A 16,511-nucleotide genomic window follows, 5' to 3' on the forward strand; every position below is an offset into this window, starting at 1 on the left:
GCGCGAATACGACATGGGCGGCGAGATCGTCCGCGCGCTCCGCGGGGTGGACCTCGCGGTCCGCCGCAACGAGTACGTCGCGATCATGGGCCCGTCGGGCTCGGGCAAGTCCACCTTCATGAACATCATCGGCTGCCTCGACACGCCGAACGAGGGCGAGTACTGGCTCAACGGCCAGCTCGTCTCGACCATGAAGGACGACGAGCTCGCGCGCGTCCGCAACAAGGAGATCGGGTTCGTCTTCCAGACGTTCAACCTGCTCCCCCGCGCCACGGCGCTCGCCAACGTCGAGCTCCCGCTCGTCTACGCCGGCATCTCGGCGTCGGAGCGCAAGGAGCGCGCGATGGCGGCGCTCGAGGCCGTGCAGCTCGGCCAGCGCGTGCATCACCGCCCGAACGAGCTCTCCGGCGGCCAGCGCCAGCGCGTCGCGATCGCCCGCGCGCTGGTCAACCGCCCCTCGATCCTCCTCGCCGACGAGCCCACGGGCAACCTGGACTCGCAGACGTCGGAAGAGATCATGCGCGTCTTCGAGCACCTCGCCGATACGGGCCAGACGGTCATCATGGTGACCCACGAACCCGACATCGCCGCGCACGCGCGCCGCGTGGTCGTGCTGCGCGACGGCCAGATCGCGAGCGACGACCGGCGCGAGAAGTTCACCGAGAAGCTCGGCCTCGCGACCAAGTAGGCGCGTCGGGCGGGCCTGGTCCCCAGGCCCCGCCCGCGCCCCTGCGCGCGACCGGACTTCGCTGCCCCGCCCCATCGATGCCTCTCTTCGAAGCCGTCCGGCTCGCGCTCAACACCATCCGGGTCCAGAAGCTCAAGAGCTTCTTCACCCTCGCGGGCGTCTGCATCGGCGTCATGTTCCTCATCACCGTCGTCTCGATCATCGAGGGGATGGGTCGCTACATGAAGGACGACCTCGTCGGGAAGATCATCGCGATCAACTCGTTCGAGCTCCGCCGGCAGCCCAACATCAACATCGGCGACGTCGACCAGTCGGAGTGGGACGCCTGGCGCCGCCGCCCGCGGCTCTACATCAGCGACCTGCTCCCGGTGGTCGAGGCCCTCCCCGAGGGGACGCGCTGGGCCCAGGAGTCCGAGAACAGCGTCACGGCGACGTCGATCTACTCGCGTCCCCGCACGACCAACGCCATCGGCGTGGACGGCGACTGGTTCGCGATCAAGAAGCTCGCCCTCACCGACGGCCGCGAGTTCACCGCGCAGGAGCTGCGCCAGGGCGAGAACGTCGCGATCATCGGCCCCGACATGATCGACCGCGCCTTCCCCGGCGTCGACCCGATCGGCCGCGAGCTGCGCATCGGCGGCGTGCCCTATCGCGTCATCGGCATCACCGAGTCGCGCGGCTCGGCCTTCGGGATCTCATTCGACAACTTCGTCATCGCGCCGTGGCGGTCGCCGATCCGCAAGCTGCTCAATCCGCAGCCGCAGATGATCGACGCGGTCGTCGTGCAGTCCGAGAACCAGCAGGTGCTGACCGAGGCCAAGGAACGCGTCCGTGCCGTCATGCGGACGCGGCGCGGGCTCCGGCCGAGCCAGCCCGACAACTTCGCGATGGAGACATCGGAGAGCGCGCTCGAGTTCTGGAACAAGATCCAGGGCTACCTGGTCATCGCGGGCGTGGCGCTGCCGGCGATCGGCCTCGTCGTCGGCGCGATCGTCATCATGAACATCATGCTCGTCGCCGTCGCGGAGCGGACCCGCGAGATCGGCATCCGGAAGGCGCTCGGGGCCAAGCGGCGCGACATCCTCGCGCAGTTCCTCGTCGAGTCGGCGACGCTCAGCACGGTCGGCGCGATGCTCGGCATCGCCCTCGGCATCGGGTTCTCGCAGGCGATCGCGGCGGTGTCGCCGCTCCCGGCGAGCGTCGCCCCCTGGTCGATCGTCGTCGGCGTGCTCGTCGGCGCGGGCGTGGGGATCATCTCCGGCGTCTATCCGGCGAGCCGCGCGTCGCGGCTCGACCCGGTCGTCGCGCTGCGGCAGGAGTAGGCATCATGGCCAACCTCAGTTCGCGCCTCTACAACCTCGGCGAGGGCGTCCGCATCGCGGTCGACGCCATCGTCGGCAACAAGGTCCGTGCGGGCCTCACGATCCTCGGCGTCGCCGTGGGCGTCTTCGTCGTCGTGGTGATCTCCGCCGCGGTGCACGGGATCAACGTGAGCGTGGCCAAGGACTTCGAGAGCACCGGCCCGACGACCTTCTTCGTCTCGCAATACCCGATCACGTTCGAGGCGTGCGACGGCAGCGGCGAGACCTGCACCTGGCTGCGCAACCCGCCCATCACGTGGGACGAGGTGTCGCGCCTCGAGCGGCTCGAGAACGCGGCCGCGGTGGGGGTGCGCATGGACTGGACGGGCGCCTTCAAGTACCGCGACAAGGCGCTCTCCTCCGCCCCGATCGAGGGCTACTCGGCGAACTGGGCGATGTTCGGCGCGCCCGACATGCAGCCGGGGGGCCGCGTCTTCACCGACCAGGAGGTCCGCAGCGCGGCACGGGTGGTGGTGCTCAACACCGTCGCGGCCGAGCGGCTCTTCGTGGACTCCGACCCGCTGGGGAAGACGCTCACGATCAACGGCAATGCCTTCCAGGTGATCGGCGTCTACAAGGACAACGCGAGCTTCCTCTCGGGCGGCGAGCGGGCGAAGGGCGTGATGCCGGTGACGACGCTCCAGCGCGCGCTCAACGTGCGACGCACGGATCTCGGGGTCGTGGTCAAGCCCCGCACCGGGGTCCCGCGGGACGTGATGGTGGACGAGGTCACCGCCACCCTGCGCGGCGCCCGCGGGCTGCGGCCGAGCCAGGAGAGCACCTTCGCCATCATCACGCAGGACAAGCTGATGGAGACCTACGACAGGATCTTCGGGATGTTCTTCCTCGTGATGATCGCCCTCTCGGCGGTCGGGCTGATCGTCGGCGGCGTCGGCGTCATCGCGATCATGATGATCTCGGTCACCGAGCGGACCCGCGAGATCGGCGTGCGGAAGGCGCTCGGCGCGACCCGGCTGACCATCCTCTGGCAGTTCCTGATCGAGGCCGTCACGTTGACCGGCATCGGGGCCGTGATCGGACTGGTGTTGGGCTGGCTCGTGGCGCTCGCGATCCGCTCGGGCACGAGCATCGAGGCGAGCATCCCGCCGTTGGCCGCGGTCGCGGCGCTGGTCGCCAGCGCCTTCACGGGGATCCTGTTCGGGATGATCCCGGCGGCCCGTGCCTCGCGCCTGGATCCGGTCGAGGCCCTGCGGCACGAATGACGCCCCGGATGCGTTAGCCTTCGAGGGCGGCCCGGTCCTTTCCGGCCGCCCGTCTCCCCTCCCCGGCCGTCCGCCTTGCCCTTCTTCGAAGCCGTCCGCCTCGCCCTCCAGACCATCAGGGTGCAGAAGCTCAAGAGCTTCTTCACCCTGATCGGCGTGATGATCGGCGTGATGTTCCTCATCGCCGTCGTCTCGATCGTCGAAGGGATGAGCGACTACGTCGAGAACGACTTCGCCGCGAAGATCATCGGCGTGAACACCTTCGACGTCCGCCAGCGCCCGAACTTCACGCCGAACCAGACCGAGGAGGAATGGCGCGCCTCGCTCCGGAACCCGCGGATCTACGAGACGGACGTCGACCTGGTGCGCGAGACGCTGCCGGACGGGTTCCGGGTCGCCGTGGTGAACCAGACGTTCATCAACGCCGTCACGCCGGGCATCCGCCCGCGGTCGGTGCAGGCGATCGCGACCGAGGCGTCGTACTTCGACATCAAGAAGTTCGAGATCACCAACGGCCGTGCCTTCGCCGCCCAGGAGGTGGAGACCGGCGCGCGCGTCGTGGTCGTCGGCTCCGAGGTGGCGAGCTACTACTGGGACGGGCTCGACCCGGTCGGGCGCACACTCCGCATCGGCGGCCAGCCGTACACGGTCATCGGCGTGATCGCCGAGCAAGGGTCGGTGTTCGGCTTCTCGATGGACCGGATGGCGATCGCGCCCTACACGTCGCCGCTCAGCCGGGCGATCCGGCCGCGCGGCGACTTCGGCACGATCACGGTGCAGGCCCCCGACCGCGCGCAGCTCGACATCGGGATGGAGATGGTGCACGAGGCGATGCGCGGCTTCCGCCGCCTCGGGCCGGCCGAGAAGGACAACTTCGCGATCGAGACCTCCGACGCGGCGCTCAGCTTCTTCGACGAGCTCAAGGGGAAGCTGATCCTCTTCGGGACGGCGCTGCCGGCCATCGGGCTGGTGGTGGGGGCGCTCGTGATCATGAACATCATGCTCGTCGCGGTGGCCGAGCGCACGCGCGAGATCGGCGTCCGGAAGGCGCTCGGCGCGCGCCGGCAGGACATCATCGCGCAGTTCCTCGTCGAGGCAGCGACGCTCTCGGTGCTCGGCGCGGCGATCGGCGCGGGGCTGGGCGTCGGCCTGGCGATGCTCATCGCCGCCGTGACGCCGCTCCCGGCGTCGGTCGCGCCCTGGTCCCTCGTCTTCGCGCTCGTGGTGGGCGCGGGCGTCGGGATCGTCGCCGGCATCTACCCCGCGAGTCGCGCATCGCGCCTCGACCCGATCGCCGCATTGCGGCAGGAATGAGCGATGCGCCTCTGGGATAGGTTCCTCATGACGCTCGAGGGCGCGTACATCGCCCTCGACTCGCTGCGCGCCAACAAGGTCCGCGCCGCCCTGACCATCTCCGGCGTCGCGGTCGGCGTGTTCGTGGTCGTCGCGATGGGCGCGACGGTGCACGGGATCCGCCAGTCGTTCCAGCAGGACATGGACGAGTTCGGGACGTCGACCTTCCAGGTGCGCCGCTCGAACCCCGGCTTCAACAACTGCAATCCGACGAACGAGAACTGCCCCGAGCGCCGCTTCCCCGGGATCACGCTCGCGGAGTGGAAGGCGGTCCAGCGCCTGCCCGAAGTGGACCACGCGATGGCGTGGCTCTTCGGCGCGAGCACCGTGACCTATTTCGACCGCGTGGTGAAGGGCGTCGGCTACGACGCCCAGAGCACCGAGTGGATCTACACCGATCAGGCCGACATCTTCCCTGGCCGCACCTTCACCGCGGCGGAACATGACGCAGCGGCGCAGGTGACGCTGGTGAACAAGAAGCTGGCCGAGGACCTCTTCGGCGACTCCGACCCGATCGGCAAGGAGATCGACCTCGGCGGGACCCGCTTCCAGGTGATCGGCGTCTTCGACACGAAGGCGGGCTTCCTCAAGTCGCTCGATGGCCGCGGGCCGGACACCCCGCGGATGATCATCCCGATGATGACCGCCTATCGCCGGCTGGACGTCTGGCGGCGTTCGATGATGCTGATGGTGAAGCCGAAGCCCGACGTGCCGCGCGACGCGGCGATGGACGCCGTGACGGCGACGCTGCGCGGGATGCGCGGCCTCCGGCCGCGCGAGATCAACAGCTTCTTCCTCGTCGGGCAGGACAAGATGATGGAGACCTTCGACTCCCTCTTCGGCGCGATCTTCATGGTCGGCCTCGGGCTCTCGGCGGTCGGCCTCATGGTCGGCGGCGTGGGGGTGGTGGCGATCATGATGATCTCGGTCACCGAGCGGACGCGGGAGATCGGGGTGCGGAAGGCGCTCGGCGCGACCCGCGGGACGATCCTCTGGCAGTTCCTCGTGGAAGCGATGACGCTGACGAGCCTCGGCGCGGGGATCGGCCTGCTGGTCGGCGCGGGACTGGCCTGGATCATCCGGTCGACCACGCCCGTCCCGGCATCGGTGCCGTTCAGCGCCGTGGTGCTCTCCCTCCTCGGCGCCGTGCTGACCGGGGTGGTGTTCGGGATGCTGCCTGCCACGCGCGCGTCCAAGCTCGACCCCGTCGAGGCCTTGCGGCACGAGTAGGTTTCGGGGGTGCGCACCTCCGACGTCCTCGGCATCGCCTTCGCGCAGATCCGTGGCAACCCGCTGCGGAGCTTCTTCACGCTCCTCGGGATCATCGTCTCGGTCGCGTTCCTCGTCGCGGTCGTGGCGATCATCCAGGGGATGAACGCGTACGTGAAGGAGAACATCGCCGACGCGATGGTCGGCGCGAACACCTTCCAGGTCCGCCGCACCCCCATCCAGGTGGGGATGATCGACGACGAGCTCATGTCGCGCATCCGGCGGCGGCCGCGCATCTCGGAGGCGGATGCCGCGACCGTGAAGGCCGCCTTCCCCGACGCCGTCGCCGTCTCGCGCCAGTCCGGCTGGCCCACACCGATGACCGAGGTCCAGTGGCGCGGGCGCGCGGTCGGCTCGATCATGGTCTTCGGGATTACGCCGGACTACCAGGTCGTGCAGGACTATCGCGTCATGAAGGGCCGTGCGCTCTCCGACGTGGACGTCACGCAGCGGATGCCGGTGGTGGTGCTGGGGGCGGAAGTCGCGGAGAAGCTCTTCGAGTCGGTGGACCCGATCGGGCAGGAGGTGCGCGTCGCCGGCGAGCGCATGACGGTGATCGGCGTCAACGAGACCAAGGGTCGCGTGCTCGGCCAGTCGTTCGACGCCTACGCGCTGCTCCCGATCACGCGCTTCGAGATGCGCTACGGGCGCCGTCTCACGACGACGGTCTCGGTGAAGGTGGCCGACAGCTCGGACGTCGCGACGATGATGGGGCGGGCCGAGGAGGCGATGCGCGTCGCGCACGGGCTGCGGCCGACGCAGGAGAACGACTTCTCGGTCGAGACCGCCGACGCGCTCGTGAACTTCTGGAAGCAGCTCACGGCGGTCCTCTTCGCGGTGATCCCCGCGGTCGTGGCGATCGGCGTCGTGGTGGGCGGCATCGTGATCATGAACATCATGCTCATGGCGGTGAACGAACGCACGCGCGAGATCGGCATCCGGAAGGCGGTCGGCGCGCGCGCGCGCGACATCGAGCGGCAGTTCCTCGCCGAGACGATCATGCTCTCGGCGCTCGGCGGCTTGATCGGCGTGCTCTCCGGGTGGGCGTTCGCCTTCTTGATCTCGGTGGTGTCGCCGTTGCCGGCGCGGATCAGCTGGTGGTCGGTGGGGCTGGCGCTCGCGCTGGGCGCCGGGATCGGCGTGATCTTCGGCGTCTACCCGGCGCGGCGCGCGGCGCGGCTGGACCCGATCACCGCCATGCGGTCGGAGTGAGCCGGTGAAGCTCCTCGGCGTCCTCGACCAGTACAAGGAGAACCTGCGCATCGCGATGGACACGCTGCGCGTCTCGAAGCTGCGCTCCGCGCTGACCATCCTCGGCGTGGTGATCGGCGTCGCGACAGTGATGACGATGGCCTCGCTGGTGGAGGGATTGCGGTCGCAGATCATCCGGACGGTGGAGATCGCGGGACCGACCACCTTCTACGTGCTCAAGGCGTACTCGAGCACGCCGGTGAACCCGCAGAACCCGCCGGCGTGGATCCGCATCCGGCCCGACCTGGCGACGGACGAGGCCGAACTCGTGCGCCGGCTCCCGGAGACGCAGTATGCGGCGCTCTGGGGCCAGACGCTGGCGCGCATCTCCTTCGAGGGGGAACGGACGCAGCCGACGTCCATCTTCGGCGCGGATGCGGGGTTCACCGTCGTGCAGGGGGGCGAGCTCAGCGAGGGCCGCTGGTTCACGCGCAACGAGGTGAGTTCGGGCGCGAGCGTGATCGTCGTGCAGGACGCCATCGCGCGACGCCTCTTCGGCCGCGTGAGCCCGCTCGACAAGACGGTGCTCGTCGGCGGCCGCCCCTTCCAGGTGGTGGGGCTCTACCAGCCGCCCGAGAACATCTTCGCGCCGCAGGGCTCGGAGACGGGGGCGATCATCCCCTACCGCGCGCTCGACGCGCAGTTCCAGTTCGACAAGACCAACGGCCTCTGGATCCCGGTGAAGCCGCGCCCGGGCGTCACCGTCGCCGCGGCGCAGGAGGCGGTGACGATCGCGCTCCGCGAACATCGCAAGCTCCGCCCCTCGCAGCGCAACAGCTTCGACCTCGTGACGCAGGACCAGATCCTCGAGATCTTCAACCAGCTCACCGGGGTCTTCTTCGTGGTGATGATCGTGCTCGCGTCGGTGGCGCTCCTCGTGGGCGGCATCGGCGTGATGGCGATCATGATGGTGTCGGTGACCGACCGCACGCGCGAGATCGGGATCCGCAAGGCGCTCGGCGCGACGCGAGGGGACATCGCGGTGCAGTTCCTCATCGAGGCGGCCACGCTCACCGGGATCGGCGGCGTGATCGGCATCGTGATCGGCCTCGGCGCCGGCGAGCTGGTGACGACGCTGCTGGGGATCGATGCGTCGCCGCCGCTGGGACTCACGCTCATCGCGGTCGGCGTGAGCGTGGGGATCGGGATCGTGTTCGGCGTGATCCCGGCGCAGCGGGCGGCGCGGCTCGATCCGATCGAGGCGTTGCGCTACGAGTGATGGCGTGCCTTACGGCACCGCCATGTACGGCACGCCCCGCGTTCCCGCGCGGCTCACCGCGACGATCATCGCCGGCGTGACCACCACGCCCGGGAGCACATTGGCGACGAGCTCCGCATGCGTCGCGTTCGCGTTCCCCGTGGCGCCCGCGAGCTCACGCCCGAGCCGCATGAGCGAGCGGTTGCAGGCGAGGAACTGGACCCCACGCTTCGCGAGGGCCTCCACCGTGAACGGCGCGCCGGCGCGGAACGTGTTGGCCGTCGCCGCGTTCCCCTGCGCATCCTTGACGCCGTACTTCGCGCCGAGCCCGTGCTTGGCCCACATCGCGTCGTTGAGGATGAACACCAGCGCACCGGAGTGCGTCCCGACCGCGCACCCCACACGACCGTCGGGGATCTGGTAGTCCTGATTCAGGACGTCGATGAAGTTCAGCGCGCGCCGGAGCCCGAGGCCGTCCGCCACGCTCCCGGCCTCGATGATGATCTTGTGCTCGCGGTTCGCGATCATCTCGAGCCAGCGCTCATCGGGCCAGAAGGCCGGGGCGGGCTCCGCCGCCGGCTCTGGTGCCGACTCCGGCCGGACCGCCGCGGCGAGCGTGGCGGGCGCACTGCCAACGGCGAGCAGTGCGGCGAGGCGGGACAGGAACGAGCGACGCGGCGTGGACATGTGATCCTCCTGGGATCTCAGCGGAAGGTGGCGATGGCGTCGAGCGGCTTCTTGGCGATCACGGGCACCTGCGCGCCGTCGGCCGGATGGCCGACGACGAGCAGCAGGAACGGCTTCTCGGACGGCGGACGCTCGAGGATCCGCTGGAGGAATCCCATCGGGCTCGGCGTGTGCGTGAGGGTGGCGAGGCCGGCATGGTGCAGCGCGGCGATGAGGAAACCCGTCGCGATGCCGACCGACTCCGGCACGTAGTAGTTGGTGCGGCGCGCGCCATTCGGCAACTGGCGCCACTTCTCGGCGAAGATGGCGATGAGCCACGGCGCACGCTCGAGGAAGGGCTTGTCGGCGTCGGTGCCGAGCGGCGCGAGGTCCTCGATCCACTCCGGGGTGGCACGGGACGAATAGAACTCCCGTTCCTCCTCCTCGGCGGCGAGCCGGATGGCGCGCTTGAGCTCCGGGTCCTGCACGGCGACGAAGTGCCAGGGCTGGAGATTCGCGCCGTTCGGCGCGCCGCCGGCCGCGACGATGGCCTGCTCGATGATCGCGCGGTCGACGGGGCGGTCGGAGAAGTCGCGCACCGTCCTGCGCCGTCGGATCCCGGTGGTGAACTCCTGGATGCGCACGAGTCGCTCGGCGTCGGGATACTCCGGGAGCGGGGCCAGCGGTTCGGTCGGGTGCGACGTCATGGGAGCGATCCGGAGGGGGCGAACCCTGTGAGCGGAGCCTGCACGGGAGTAGCTTACACCCATCCCAATGACATTCGACACCCTCGGCCTGGACCCCGCCCTCCTGCGCGCGGTCCGAGAACTCGGCTGGCCCAAGCCGACCGACATCCAACGCGACGCGATCCCGCCGGCCCGCGAGGGGAAGGACCTCCTCGCCTGCGCGATGACCGGCAGCGGCAAGACGGCGGCCTTCCTGCTCCCCGTGCTGCACCGGCTGCACGACGCCCCGACGCGCGCCACCCGCGCGCTGGTGCTCGCGCCCACGCGTGAGCTCGCCGCGCAGGTGCACGCCGACCTCACGGAGCTGGCGAAGCACACCCGCGTCCGCGGCGCGGCCATCTTCGGCGGGGTCGGGATGGGACCGCAGGAAGCGGCCTTCCGCGCGCAGACGGACATCATCATCGCCACGCCGGGCCGCCTGCTCGACCACATGTCGCAGCCCGGCCGCTACGTGAACTTCAGCGCGCTCGAGGTGCTCATCCTCGACGAGGCCGACCGGATGCTCGACATGGGCTTCCTGCCGGACATCAAGCGCGTCCTCGCGCAGCTGCCGGCCAAGCGGCAGACGCTCTTCTTCAGCGCCACGATGCCGAAGCCGATCGTCGAGCTCTCGCGCGCGATGCTCAAGGACCCGGTGCGCATCAACGTCGAGCGCGTCTCGGTGCCGGCGAGCGGCATCGAGCAGGCGCTGTGGCCGGTGTCCGAAGCGCTCAAGGCCGACCTCTTCATCGCCCTGCTCCGCGCGAACGTCATCGGCAACGTCATCTGCTTCACGCGCACCAAGCACCGGGCCAACCGCCTCGCCGACGTCCTCACGCACGCCGGGATCCCGAACGCGAAGATCCACGGCAACCGCAGCCAGAACCAGCGGACCGAGGCGCTCGGCGACTTCAAGAGCGGCAAGGTGCGGGTGCTCGTCGCCACGGACATCGTGGCGCGCGGGATCGACGTGGAGGCGCTCGAACACGTGGTGAACTTCGACGTCCCGCACATGCCCGAGGACTACATCCACCGGGTGGGGCGCACCGCGCGCGCCGAGGCGACGGGCGAGGCGTTCACGCTCGTCTCGCCGGACGAGGAAGGCGACCTGCGGCAGATCGAGAAGGCGATCGGGCGGAAGCTGCCGCGCCGGACCTTGCCGGACTTCAACTACAAGCATGTGCCGCAGGAGCGCCTGGAGATCCCGCTGGCCGAACGCATCGCGGCGATCAGGGCGCGGAAGGCCGAGGATCGCGCTCGGGCGAAGGCGAAGCTGGAGCGGCGCGAGGCGGCGACGCGGGGAGAATCGCCGCGGTCAGGTGGTGGCGGGAGCCGCGGGCCGAGTGCCGGTGGCAGCAGCCGCGGGCCGAGTGCCGGTGGCAGCAGCCGCGGGCCGAGCGCCGGTGGTGGGAGCCGCGGCCCAAGTGCCGCAGACCCTCGGGGAGGCAACGGCCCCGGAAACGGCCCCGGCGGCGGCCCGCGGCGGCGGCGAGGTGGAGGCGGCCGAGGGCGCGGCCCGGGTGGCAGCGGCGGCGGCCCGCGCTAACGAACCTCGGGTCTGCTTCGTAGGTAGGATAGGCGCGGCGACGGGTGTCGCCCGCTGAAGGACCAACACTTCGGAGGCACGATGCGCGGGATGCGGATGCTGGCAGCGGCGATGCTGGTGATGGTCGCCACGACGGCGCAGGCGCAGGGCGGCGGTCAGGGTGGCGGTGGCATGGGCCAGGGTGGCGGCATGGGTCAGGGTGGCGGCGCGGGCCGCATGAACGAGATGCTCTTCAAGGACATCACGCTCTCGCCCGAGCAGAAGACCAAGGTCGACAGCATCCAGGCGGCGGCTCGCACGGCGACGCAGGCCATGATGCAGGCCGGCGGCATGCAGGACCCGGCCAATCGCGAGAAGATGATGGCGATGCGCACCAAGCAGAACACCGACATCCGCGCGGTCCTCACGGCCGAGCAGCAGGTGACGTTCGACAAGAACCTGGCGGCGATGCCGCAGGGTGGCGGCCGCCGGCCGCCGCCGATCAAGCAGTAGGGACCGGACGGGAACGAAGAAGGGGGCGCTCCGATCGGGGCGCCCCCTTCGTCATTTCCGCGGATCGATCCGCAGGATCGCGTAGCTCTTGAGATCGCGCGGCGACCCATCCCGCCAGACCACGGCGCGATGCACGCCCTCCGCCGCCATCCCGACATTCTCCATCACCCGACCGCTCGCCGGATTCTCCAGGAAGTGGTGTGCCTCGACCCGATGCAGGTCGAGCACGTCGAAGGCGTACGCGACGACGCGCCGCGTGGCCTCGGTCGCATACTTCTGCCCCCACTCGGGCCGCGCGATCCAGTAGCCCACCTCGGCGCGCTTGTGGACGCGCGTGAGCTGCAGCCCGATGGCACCGACGAGCGCGCCGTCCTGCGTGCGCGTGACCGCCCAGGTGACCCGTTTCCCCGCCTCCCACGCGGGCGCCTGCGCGGCGATGAACTCCTCCGCGGCGCCCTCCGGGTAGGGATGCGGCACCGTGAGCGTGTTGCGCGCCACCGCGGCGTCGGCGAGGTAGCGCCGCACGTCCGGGGCGTCCTCGAGCGTGAAAGGACGCAGGACGAGACGTTCCGTCCGCAGGACGTGCTGCGCGCCGGTGTATGGGGGGCCGGGATCGGTCATGACCGGAATCTGGCGCGATGCGAGGGGTCGGCGACAGCCGTAGATTCCCGGGATGACCGCGCCCGTGGACCTCCTCGCCATCGCCGCCCACCGCGACGATGTGGAACTGACCTGCGGCGGCGTGCTGGTGAAGCATGCCTGGAAGGGTCAGCGGACCGGCATCATCGACCTCACGCAGGGCGAGATGGGGACCCGCGGCTCCGCCGACTTGCGTGCTGCCGAAGCCGCCAAGGCGGCCGACGTGCTCGGCGTGGCGTACCGCGGCAACCTCCAGCTCCCCGATGCGGGGATCACCAACACGCCCGAGACGCGCCGGGCGCTCGCGATCATGATCCGCACGCTCCGCCCGAAGGTCGTGATCGCCCCCGCCCCGCGCGGACGGCACCCCGACCATCGCGTCGCCGCGCAACTCATCCGGGACGCGAGCTTCCTCGCCGGGCTCACCAAGCTCGACCCGTCGACGCCGCCACACCGCCCGCTCAAGGTCCTCCACGCCATCAGCTACCGCGAGGACCACGTCAAGCCGACCTTCGTCGCCGACATCAGCGCCGAGTTCGAGACGAAGCTCGAGGCCATCCGGTGCTATGCCTCGCAGTTCGACGGCGCGACCTGGGCCGGCGAGGTCTATCCGAACGGTGAGCCGCTCGAGGACATCATCCGGCATCACGCGGCCCACTACGGCTCGCTCATCCGCTGCCGCTACGGCGAACCCTTCTTCACCACCGAGACGATGCGCGCGGATGACCTCCTCGCGCTCGAGGTATCGACCTTTTGAACGCGCCACGCGAGATCTCCTACCCGACGTACCTCGAGCTCGACACGCTGCTCGGGCTCCAGCAGCCCCAGTCCAAGCCCGAGCATCCCGATGAGCTGCTGTTCATCGTGGTGCACCAGGCGAGCGAGCTCTGGTTCAAGGTGCTGCTGCACGAGTTCGACCAGCTCATCGGCCACCTGACCGACGGCGACGCCGGCGCGGCCCTCACGACCATGCAGCGCATCAACACCCTCGTCGAGCTGGTGGCGCACGAGCTCTCGGCGCTCGACACGCTCCCGCCGCAGCGCTTCATGCAGTTCCGCGGCTACCTCGGCAGCTCGAGCGGCTCGCAGAGCGCGCAGTTCCGCGCGATCGAGGCCACGAGCGGCTTGCGCCACGAGCATTTCATGGCCGCGCTCAAGGAGCATGGCGAGCTGCCGCCCGTCGTCGCGCGCGCGCTCGAACGCCCCACCCTGCAGGCGCTCTTCCTCTCGCTGCTCGAGCGACAGGGGGTCACGCTCGAGCAGGTCTACACGGAGCCGCAGCACGGATTCCTGCTCATGCTCGCCGAGTCGTTCCTCGCGTACGAGCAGGGGTTCGCGCGCTGGCGTTTCCTGCACGTGCAGCTCGTCGAGCGGATCATCGGCCCCGACACCGGCGGGACCGGGGGCACCCTCGGCGCGAAGTACCTGTCCAAGACGGTGAGCCAGCGCTTCTTCCCCGAGCTGTGGGCCGTACGGGCGAAGCTGTACGGGCGTCGCTGACGCCCGGGAAGCGTTCCGCGCGACCGGCGCGTAGGAGTACGCAGGACCATACGACCTGATCACGGCCCGGGAGGGCCGAGGGGTTCCGATGTCGCTCGTCTCGATCCGCCGTGCCGCGCAGGCCGTCCTGCTCTCGCTCTCGCTCGGTGCCGCGGCGCTGATGCCCTTCCGTCTCGACGCGCAATCGACGGCCCCGAACAGACCGGCGCGCGCCGCCGCGCCCGACCATCGCGTCTGGCCCGACGAGGGGCCGCGCAAGTGGGCGCCGCGCCCGACCGAGACGCGCATCACCGCGAACGACCTGCGGACGCGGCTCTACCAGATCGCCGACGACTCGATGCGCGGGCGACGCATGGGAGAGCCGGGGAACACCAAGACCACGGAGTACATCGCGCGCGAGTTCGCGCGGCTCGGCCTCAAGCCGGCCGGCGATGACGGCACCTGGTTCCAGGTGATGCCATATGGCCCGCTCGGCTTCGACCGCGCGTCGATGGGCCTCCGCATCGGCGGGGCCTCGGCGAGCGTGGGCACCGAGTTCGTGCCCACCGCGCCGACGCTCGCGAACGGCTACGCCGCGCGCGCCGCGGTGCGCGGAACGGCGGCGGTCTTCGCGGGCCGCTGGAACGACACGACCGTCACGCTCGACCCGGCCGTCTTCCGCGGGAAGATCGCCGTCTTCGTGAGCGACGCCGCCGCGGGCGGCACGGCGGCGAATCGCGCGCCGACGACCTTCGTCAGCTGCGCGGACCTGCCCGACCGGTTCGGCGCGGCCGCGGTGATCGCCCTCGAGACGGCCACGCGCAACGCGCCTCGTCCTGCCGGCCCCGTCCTGGCGCGCCAGGCCCCGGCACAGGACCGCCGCGCCATCGCGGCCGGCGCCGCCGGCGTGCTCGTGATCGGGCTGGACGCGATGAACGAGACGGCGCGCGCGGCCGCGCTCGCGCCGCGCCCCACCATGAAGCCGTCGGCGATCCCCGGCACCTCCTCGAACGTGGCCGGCGCGACGATCTCGCGCGCGGTGGCCGAGCGGATCTTCGGGCGCGGCGTCGAGGGCCTCGCGGTGGGCACCACGGGCGCCGCCATCGACCTCGACTACACCTACGACTGGAGTCCCTCCACCTCCCCCGCGCGGAACGTCGTGGCGGTCCTGCCGGGCTCCGACCCGCGGCTCGCCAGCGAGTACGTCCTCGTCGGCGCGCACAGCGACCACGTCGGCACGACCGGCCAGCCGGTGGACCACGACTCGCTTCGCGCGGTGAACACGGTCACGCGCCGGCAGGGGGCGAACGATCCGGCCTGCCAGCCCACGCCGGACCAGCAGCGTCGCATCGACTCGCTCATCGCGCGCGCACGGCGGATCCGCCCCGCGCGGATGGACTCGGTCTTCAACGGCGCCGATGACGATGGATCGGGCACGGTGGTGCTCCTCGAGATCGCCGAGCGGTTCGCGGCGGAGAAGCCGGCGCGCTCCATCATCTTCGTCTCGCACCAGGGCGAGGAGCAGGGCCTGCTCGGGTCGCGGTGGTTCGTCGACCATCCCACCGTCCCGCTCGACCAGATCGTCGCGGCGCACAACATGGACATGCTCGGCAAGGGCCGCGCCGACCAGGTGAAGTTCGGCGGCCCCAACTCGGTGCAGATGCTCGGCGCGCGCCGGCTCTCGCGCGAGTTCGGTGACATCATCGACTCCGTGAACGCCAACAGCCCCACGCCGATGGCGATCGACAAGAGCTGGGACGTGACGGCGAACCCGCTCAACCGCTTCTGCCGCTCCGACCAGGTGAGCTACGTGAGCAAGAACATCCCGGTGACCTACTTCTCGCTGGGGTACGCGCAGGACTACCACCAGTTGACCGACGAGCCGCAGTACATCGAGTACGAGCATTCGGCGCGGCTCGCGCAGTTCATCCACGACGTGATGAGCGCGATCGCGGCGCGACCGACACGCCCCGCGATCGCCGGACCGGACCCGTCGTACCCCAGCTGCGGTCGCTGACCCCAGTCTCCCACGCCCCGGAGTCCTCATGCAGAGCAAGGCTACGACGGTCGCGCAGTACCTGAAGGAACTGCCCGCCGACCGTCGCGCGGCGATCGAGGCGGTCCGGAAGGTGATCCTCGCGAACGTCGACGGGCAGATCGAGGAGGGGATGCAGTACGGCATGATCGGCTACTACGTGCCGCATCACATCTTCCCGAACGGCTACCACTGCGACCCGTCGCAGCCGCTGCCCTACATGGGGCTCGCGTCGCAGAAGCAGAACATGGCCGTGTACATGATGTTCGCGTACCTGGACCCGGTGAACGGTGAGCAGTGGATCCGCGCCGAGTATGCGCGGCGTGGCCGGAAGATCGACATGGGGAAGAGCTGCCTGCGATTCAAGTCGCTCGCGGACCTGGACCTGGAGGTCCTCGCGGCGGCGATCAAGCGCGCCCCGACCGCGCGCTACGTCGACATGTACTTCACGGCCGCAGGGCCTGGCGCGTGGAAGTCGAAGGGGACTGCCGCGGCGAAGAAGGTCGCGGCGAAGTCACCGCCGATGAAGAAGGCGACCGTGAAGAAGGCTACCGCGAAGAAGGTCGCCGCAAAGAAGAAGTAGCCG

Annotated in this window: 16 protein-coding genes; 13 read left to right on the plus strand and 3 right to left on the minus strand. The window is 70.1% G+C overall.

Annotated elements, in window-relative coordinates:
• Positions 1-13 precede the first annotated feature (13 nt).
• From IPJ78_06970 to IPJ78_07000, 7 genes are all read left to right on the plus strand, one after another.
• Positions 14-688, plus strand: a complete 675-nt coding sequence (locus IPJ78_06970; GenBank protein ID MBK7906288.1) for an ABC transporter ATP-binding protein — start codon at positions 14-16, stop codon at positions 686-688.
• Positions 689-765: 77 nt separating this feature from the next.
• Positions 766-2,010 carry an ABC transporter permease gene (locus IPJ78_06975; GenBank protein MBK7906289.1) on the plus strand — a complete coding sequence of 415 codons (1,245 nt, stop codon included), beginning with the start codon at positions 766-768 and terminating at the stop codon, positions 2,008-2,010.
• Positions 2,011-2,015: 5 nt separating this feature from the next.
• Entirely contained in the window at positions 2,016-3,272 is a 1,257-nt protein-coding gene (locus tag IPJ78_06980) for an ABC transporter permease (GenBank protein ID MBK7906290.1), read from the plus strand.
• Positions 3,273-3,347: 75 nt separating this feature from the next.
• On the plus strand, positions 3,348-4,586 hold the full coding sequence (locus IPJ78_06985) for an ABC transporter permease (GenBank protein MBK7906291.1): 1,239 nt from the start codon (positions 3,348-3,350) through the stop codon (positions 4,584-4,586).
• A 3-nt stretch (positions 4,587-4,589) separates the two neighbouring features.
• A complete protein-coding gene (locus IPJ78_06990) occupies positions 4,590-5,855 on the plus strand; it encodes an ABC transporter permease (protein ID MBK7906292.1) in 1,266 nt (421 codons plus the stop codon).
• A gap of 9 nt (positions 5,856-5,864) precedes the next feature.
• Positions 5,865-7,106, plus strand: coding sequence for an ABC transporter permease (locus IPJ78_06995; protein MBK7906293.1), 1,242 nt, complete (start codon positions 5,865-5,867; stop codon positions 7,104-7,106).
• Positions 7,107-7,110: 4 nt separating this feature from the next.
• Positions 7,111-8,364, plus strand: a complete 1,254-nt coding sequence (locus IPJ78_07000; protein ID MBK7906294.1) for an ABC transporter permease — start codon at positions 7,111-7,113, stop codon at positions 8,362-8,364.
• A 9-nt stretch (positions 8,365-8,373) separates the two neighbouring features.
• Here IPJ78_07000 and IPJ78_07005 read toward each other — a convergent pair whose 3' ends face one another.
• Together IPJ78_07005 and IPJ78_07010 are read right to left on the minus strand one after the other, a co-directional pair.
• Entirely contained in the window at positions 8,374-9,030 is a 657-nt protein-coding gene (locus IPJ78_07005; protein ID MBK7906295.1) for a hypothetical protein, read from the minus strand.
• 17 nt (positions 9,031-9,047) lie between these two features.
• Positions 9,048-9,716: a nitroreductase family protein gene (locus IPJ78_07010; protein ID MBK7906296.1), complete on the minus strand. Its 669-nt coding sequence runs from the start codon at positions 9,714-9,716 to the stop codon at positions 9,048-9,050.
• A gap of 67 nt (positions 9,717-9,783) precedes the next feature.
• On the opposite strand from IPJ78_07010, the gene IPJ78_07015 reads away from it, so the two are divergent.
• Together IPJ78_07015 and IPJ78_07020 are read left to right on the plus strand one after the other, a co-directional pair.
• On the plus strand, positions 9,784-11,280 hold the full coding sequence (locus IPJ78_07015; GenBank protein MBK7906297.1) for a DEAD/DEAH box helicase: 1,497 nt from the start codon (positions 9,784-9,786) through the stop codon (positions 11,278-11,280).
• 90 nt (positions 11,281-11,370) lie between these two features.
• Positions 11,371-11,772 carry a hypothetical protein gene (locus IPJ78_07020; protein ID MBK7906298.1) on the plus strand — a complete coding sequence of 134 codons (402 nt, stop codon included), beginning with the start codon at positions 11,371-11,373 and terminating at the stop codon, positions 11,770-11,772.
• 51 nt (positions 11,773-11,823) lie between these two features.
• Here IPJ78_07020 and IPJ78_07025 read toward each other — a convergent pair whose 3' ends face one another.
• On the minus strand, positions 11,824-12,393 hold the full coding sequence (locus IPJ78_07025; protein ID MBK7906299.1) for a GNAT family N-acetyltransferase: 570 nt from the start codon (positions 12,391-12,393) through the stop codon (positions 11,824-11,826).
• 52 nt (positions 12,394-12,445) lie between these two features.
• Here IPJ78_07025 and bshB1 point away from each other — a divergent pair, with 52 nt between their 5' ends.
• The 4 genes from bshB1 (at position 12,446) to IPJ78_07045 (ending at position 16,508) form a co-directional block, all read left to right on the plus strand.
• A complete protein-coding gene (gene bshB1 / locus IPJ78_07030) occupies positions 12,446-13,168 on the plus strand; it encodes a bacillithiol biosynthesis deacetylase BshB1 (protein MBK7906300.1) in 723 nt (240 codons plus the stop codon).
• On the plus strand, positions 13,165-13,911 hold the full coding sequence (locus IPJ78_07035) for a tryptophan 2,3-dioxygenase (protein MBK7906301.1): 747 nt from the start codon (positions 13,165-13,167) through the stop codon (positions 13,909-13,911). Before bshB1 ends, IPJ78_07035 begins: the two co-directional genes overlap by 4 nt.
• Positions 13,912-13,999: 88 nt before the next feature.
• Positions 14,000-15,907 (plus strand): M28 family peptidase, encoded by a 1,908-nt coding sequence (locus IPJ78_07040; protein ID MBK7906302.1) that lies wholly within the window; start codon positions 14,000-14,002, stop codon positions 15,905-15,907.
• Between the two features lie 28 nt (positions 15,908-15,935).
• A complete protein-coding gene (locus tag IPJ78_07045) occupies positions 15,936-16,508 on the plus strand; it encodes a DUF1801 domain-containing protein (GenBank protein MBK7906303.1) in 573 nt (190 codons plus the stop codon).
• Positions 16,509-16,511 lie beyond the last annotated feature (3 nt).

The sequence above is a fragment of the Gemmatimonadota bacterium genome (assembly GCA_016714015.1).
Taxonomy (GTDB): domain Bacteria; phylum Gemmatimonadota; class Gemmatimonadetes; order Gemmatimonadales; family Gemmatimonadaceae; genus Pseudogemmatithrix.

Excerpts from the sequence above, each read along its gene's own strand:
- IPJ78_06970 (MBK7906288.1), top strand. The coding sequence starts at position 14 with ATGGGCGGCGAGATCGTCCGCGCGCTCCGCGGGGTGGACCTCGCGGTC.
- IPJ78_06975 (MBK7906289.1), top strand. The coding sequence starts at position 766 with ATGCCTCTCTTCGAAGCCGTCCGGCTCGCGCTCAACACCATCCGGGTC.
- IPJ78_06980 (MBK7906290.1), top strand. The coding sequence starts at position 2,016 with ATGGCCAACCTCAGTTCGCGCCTCTACAACCTCGGCGAGGGCGTCCGC.
- IPJ78_06990 (MBK7906292.1), top strand. The coding sequence starts at position 4,590 with ATGCGCCTCTGGGATAGGTTCCTCATGACGCTCGAGGGCGCGTACATC.
- IPJ78_07005 (MBK7906295.1), bottom strand. The coding sequence starts at position 9,030 with ATGTCCACGCCGCGTCGCTCGTTCCTGTCCCGCCTCGCCGCACTGCTC.
- IPJ78_07010 (MBK7906296.1), bottom strand. The coding sequence starts at position 9,716 with ATGACGTCGCACCCGACCGAACCGCTGGCCCCGCTCCCGGAGTATCCC.
- IPJ78_07015 (MBK7906297.1), top strand. The coding sequence starts at position 9,784 with ATGACATTCGACACCCTCGGCCTGGACCCCGCCCTCCTGCGCGCGGTC.
- IPJ78_07020 (MBK7906298.1), top strand. The coding sequence starts at position 11,371 with ATGCGGATGCTGGCAGCGGCGATGCTGGTGATGGTCGCCACGACGGCG.
- IPJ78_07025 (MBK7906299.1), bottom strand. The coding sequence starts at position 12,393 with ATGACCGATCCCGGCCCCCCATACACCGGCGCGCAGCACGTCCTGCGG.
- bshB1 (MBK7906300.1), top strand. The coding sequence starts at position 12,446 with ATGACCGCGCCCGTGGACCTCCTCGCCATCGCCGCCCACCGCGACGAT.
- IPJ78_07040 (MBK7906302.1), top strand. The coding sequence starts at position 14,000 with ATGTCGCTCGTCTCGATCCGCCGTGCCGCGCAGGCCGTCCTGCTCTCG.
- IPJ78_07045 (MBK7906303.1), top strand. The coding sequence starts at position 15,936 with ATGCAGAGCAAGGCTACGACGGTCGCGCAGTACCTGAAGGAACTGCCC.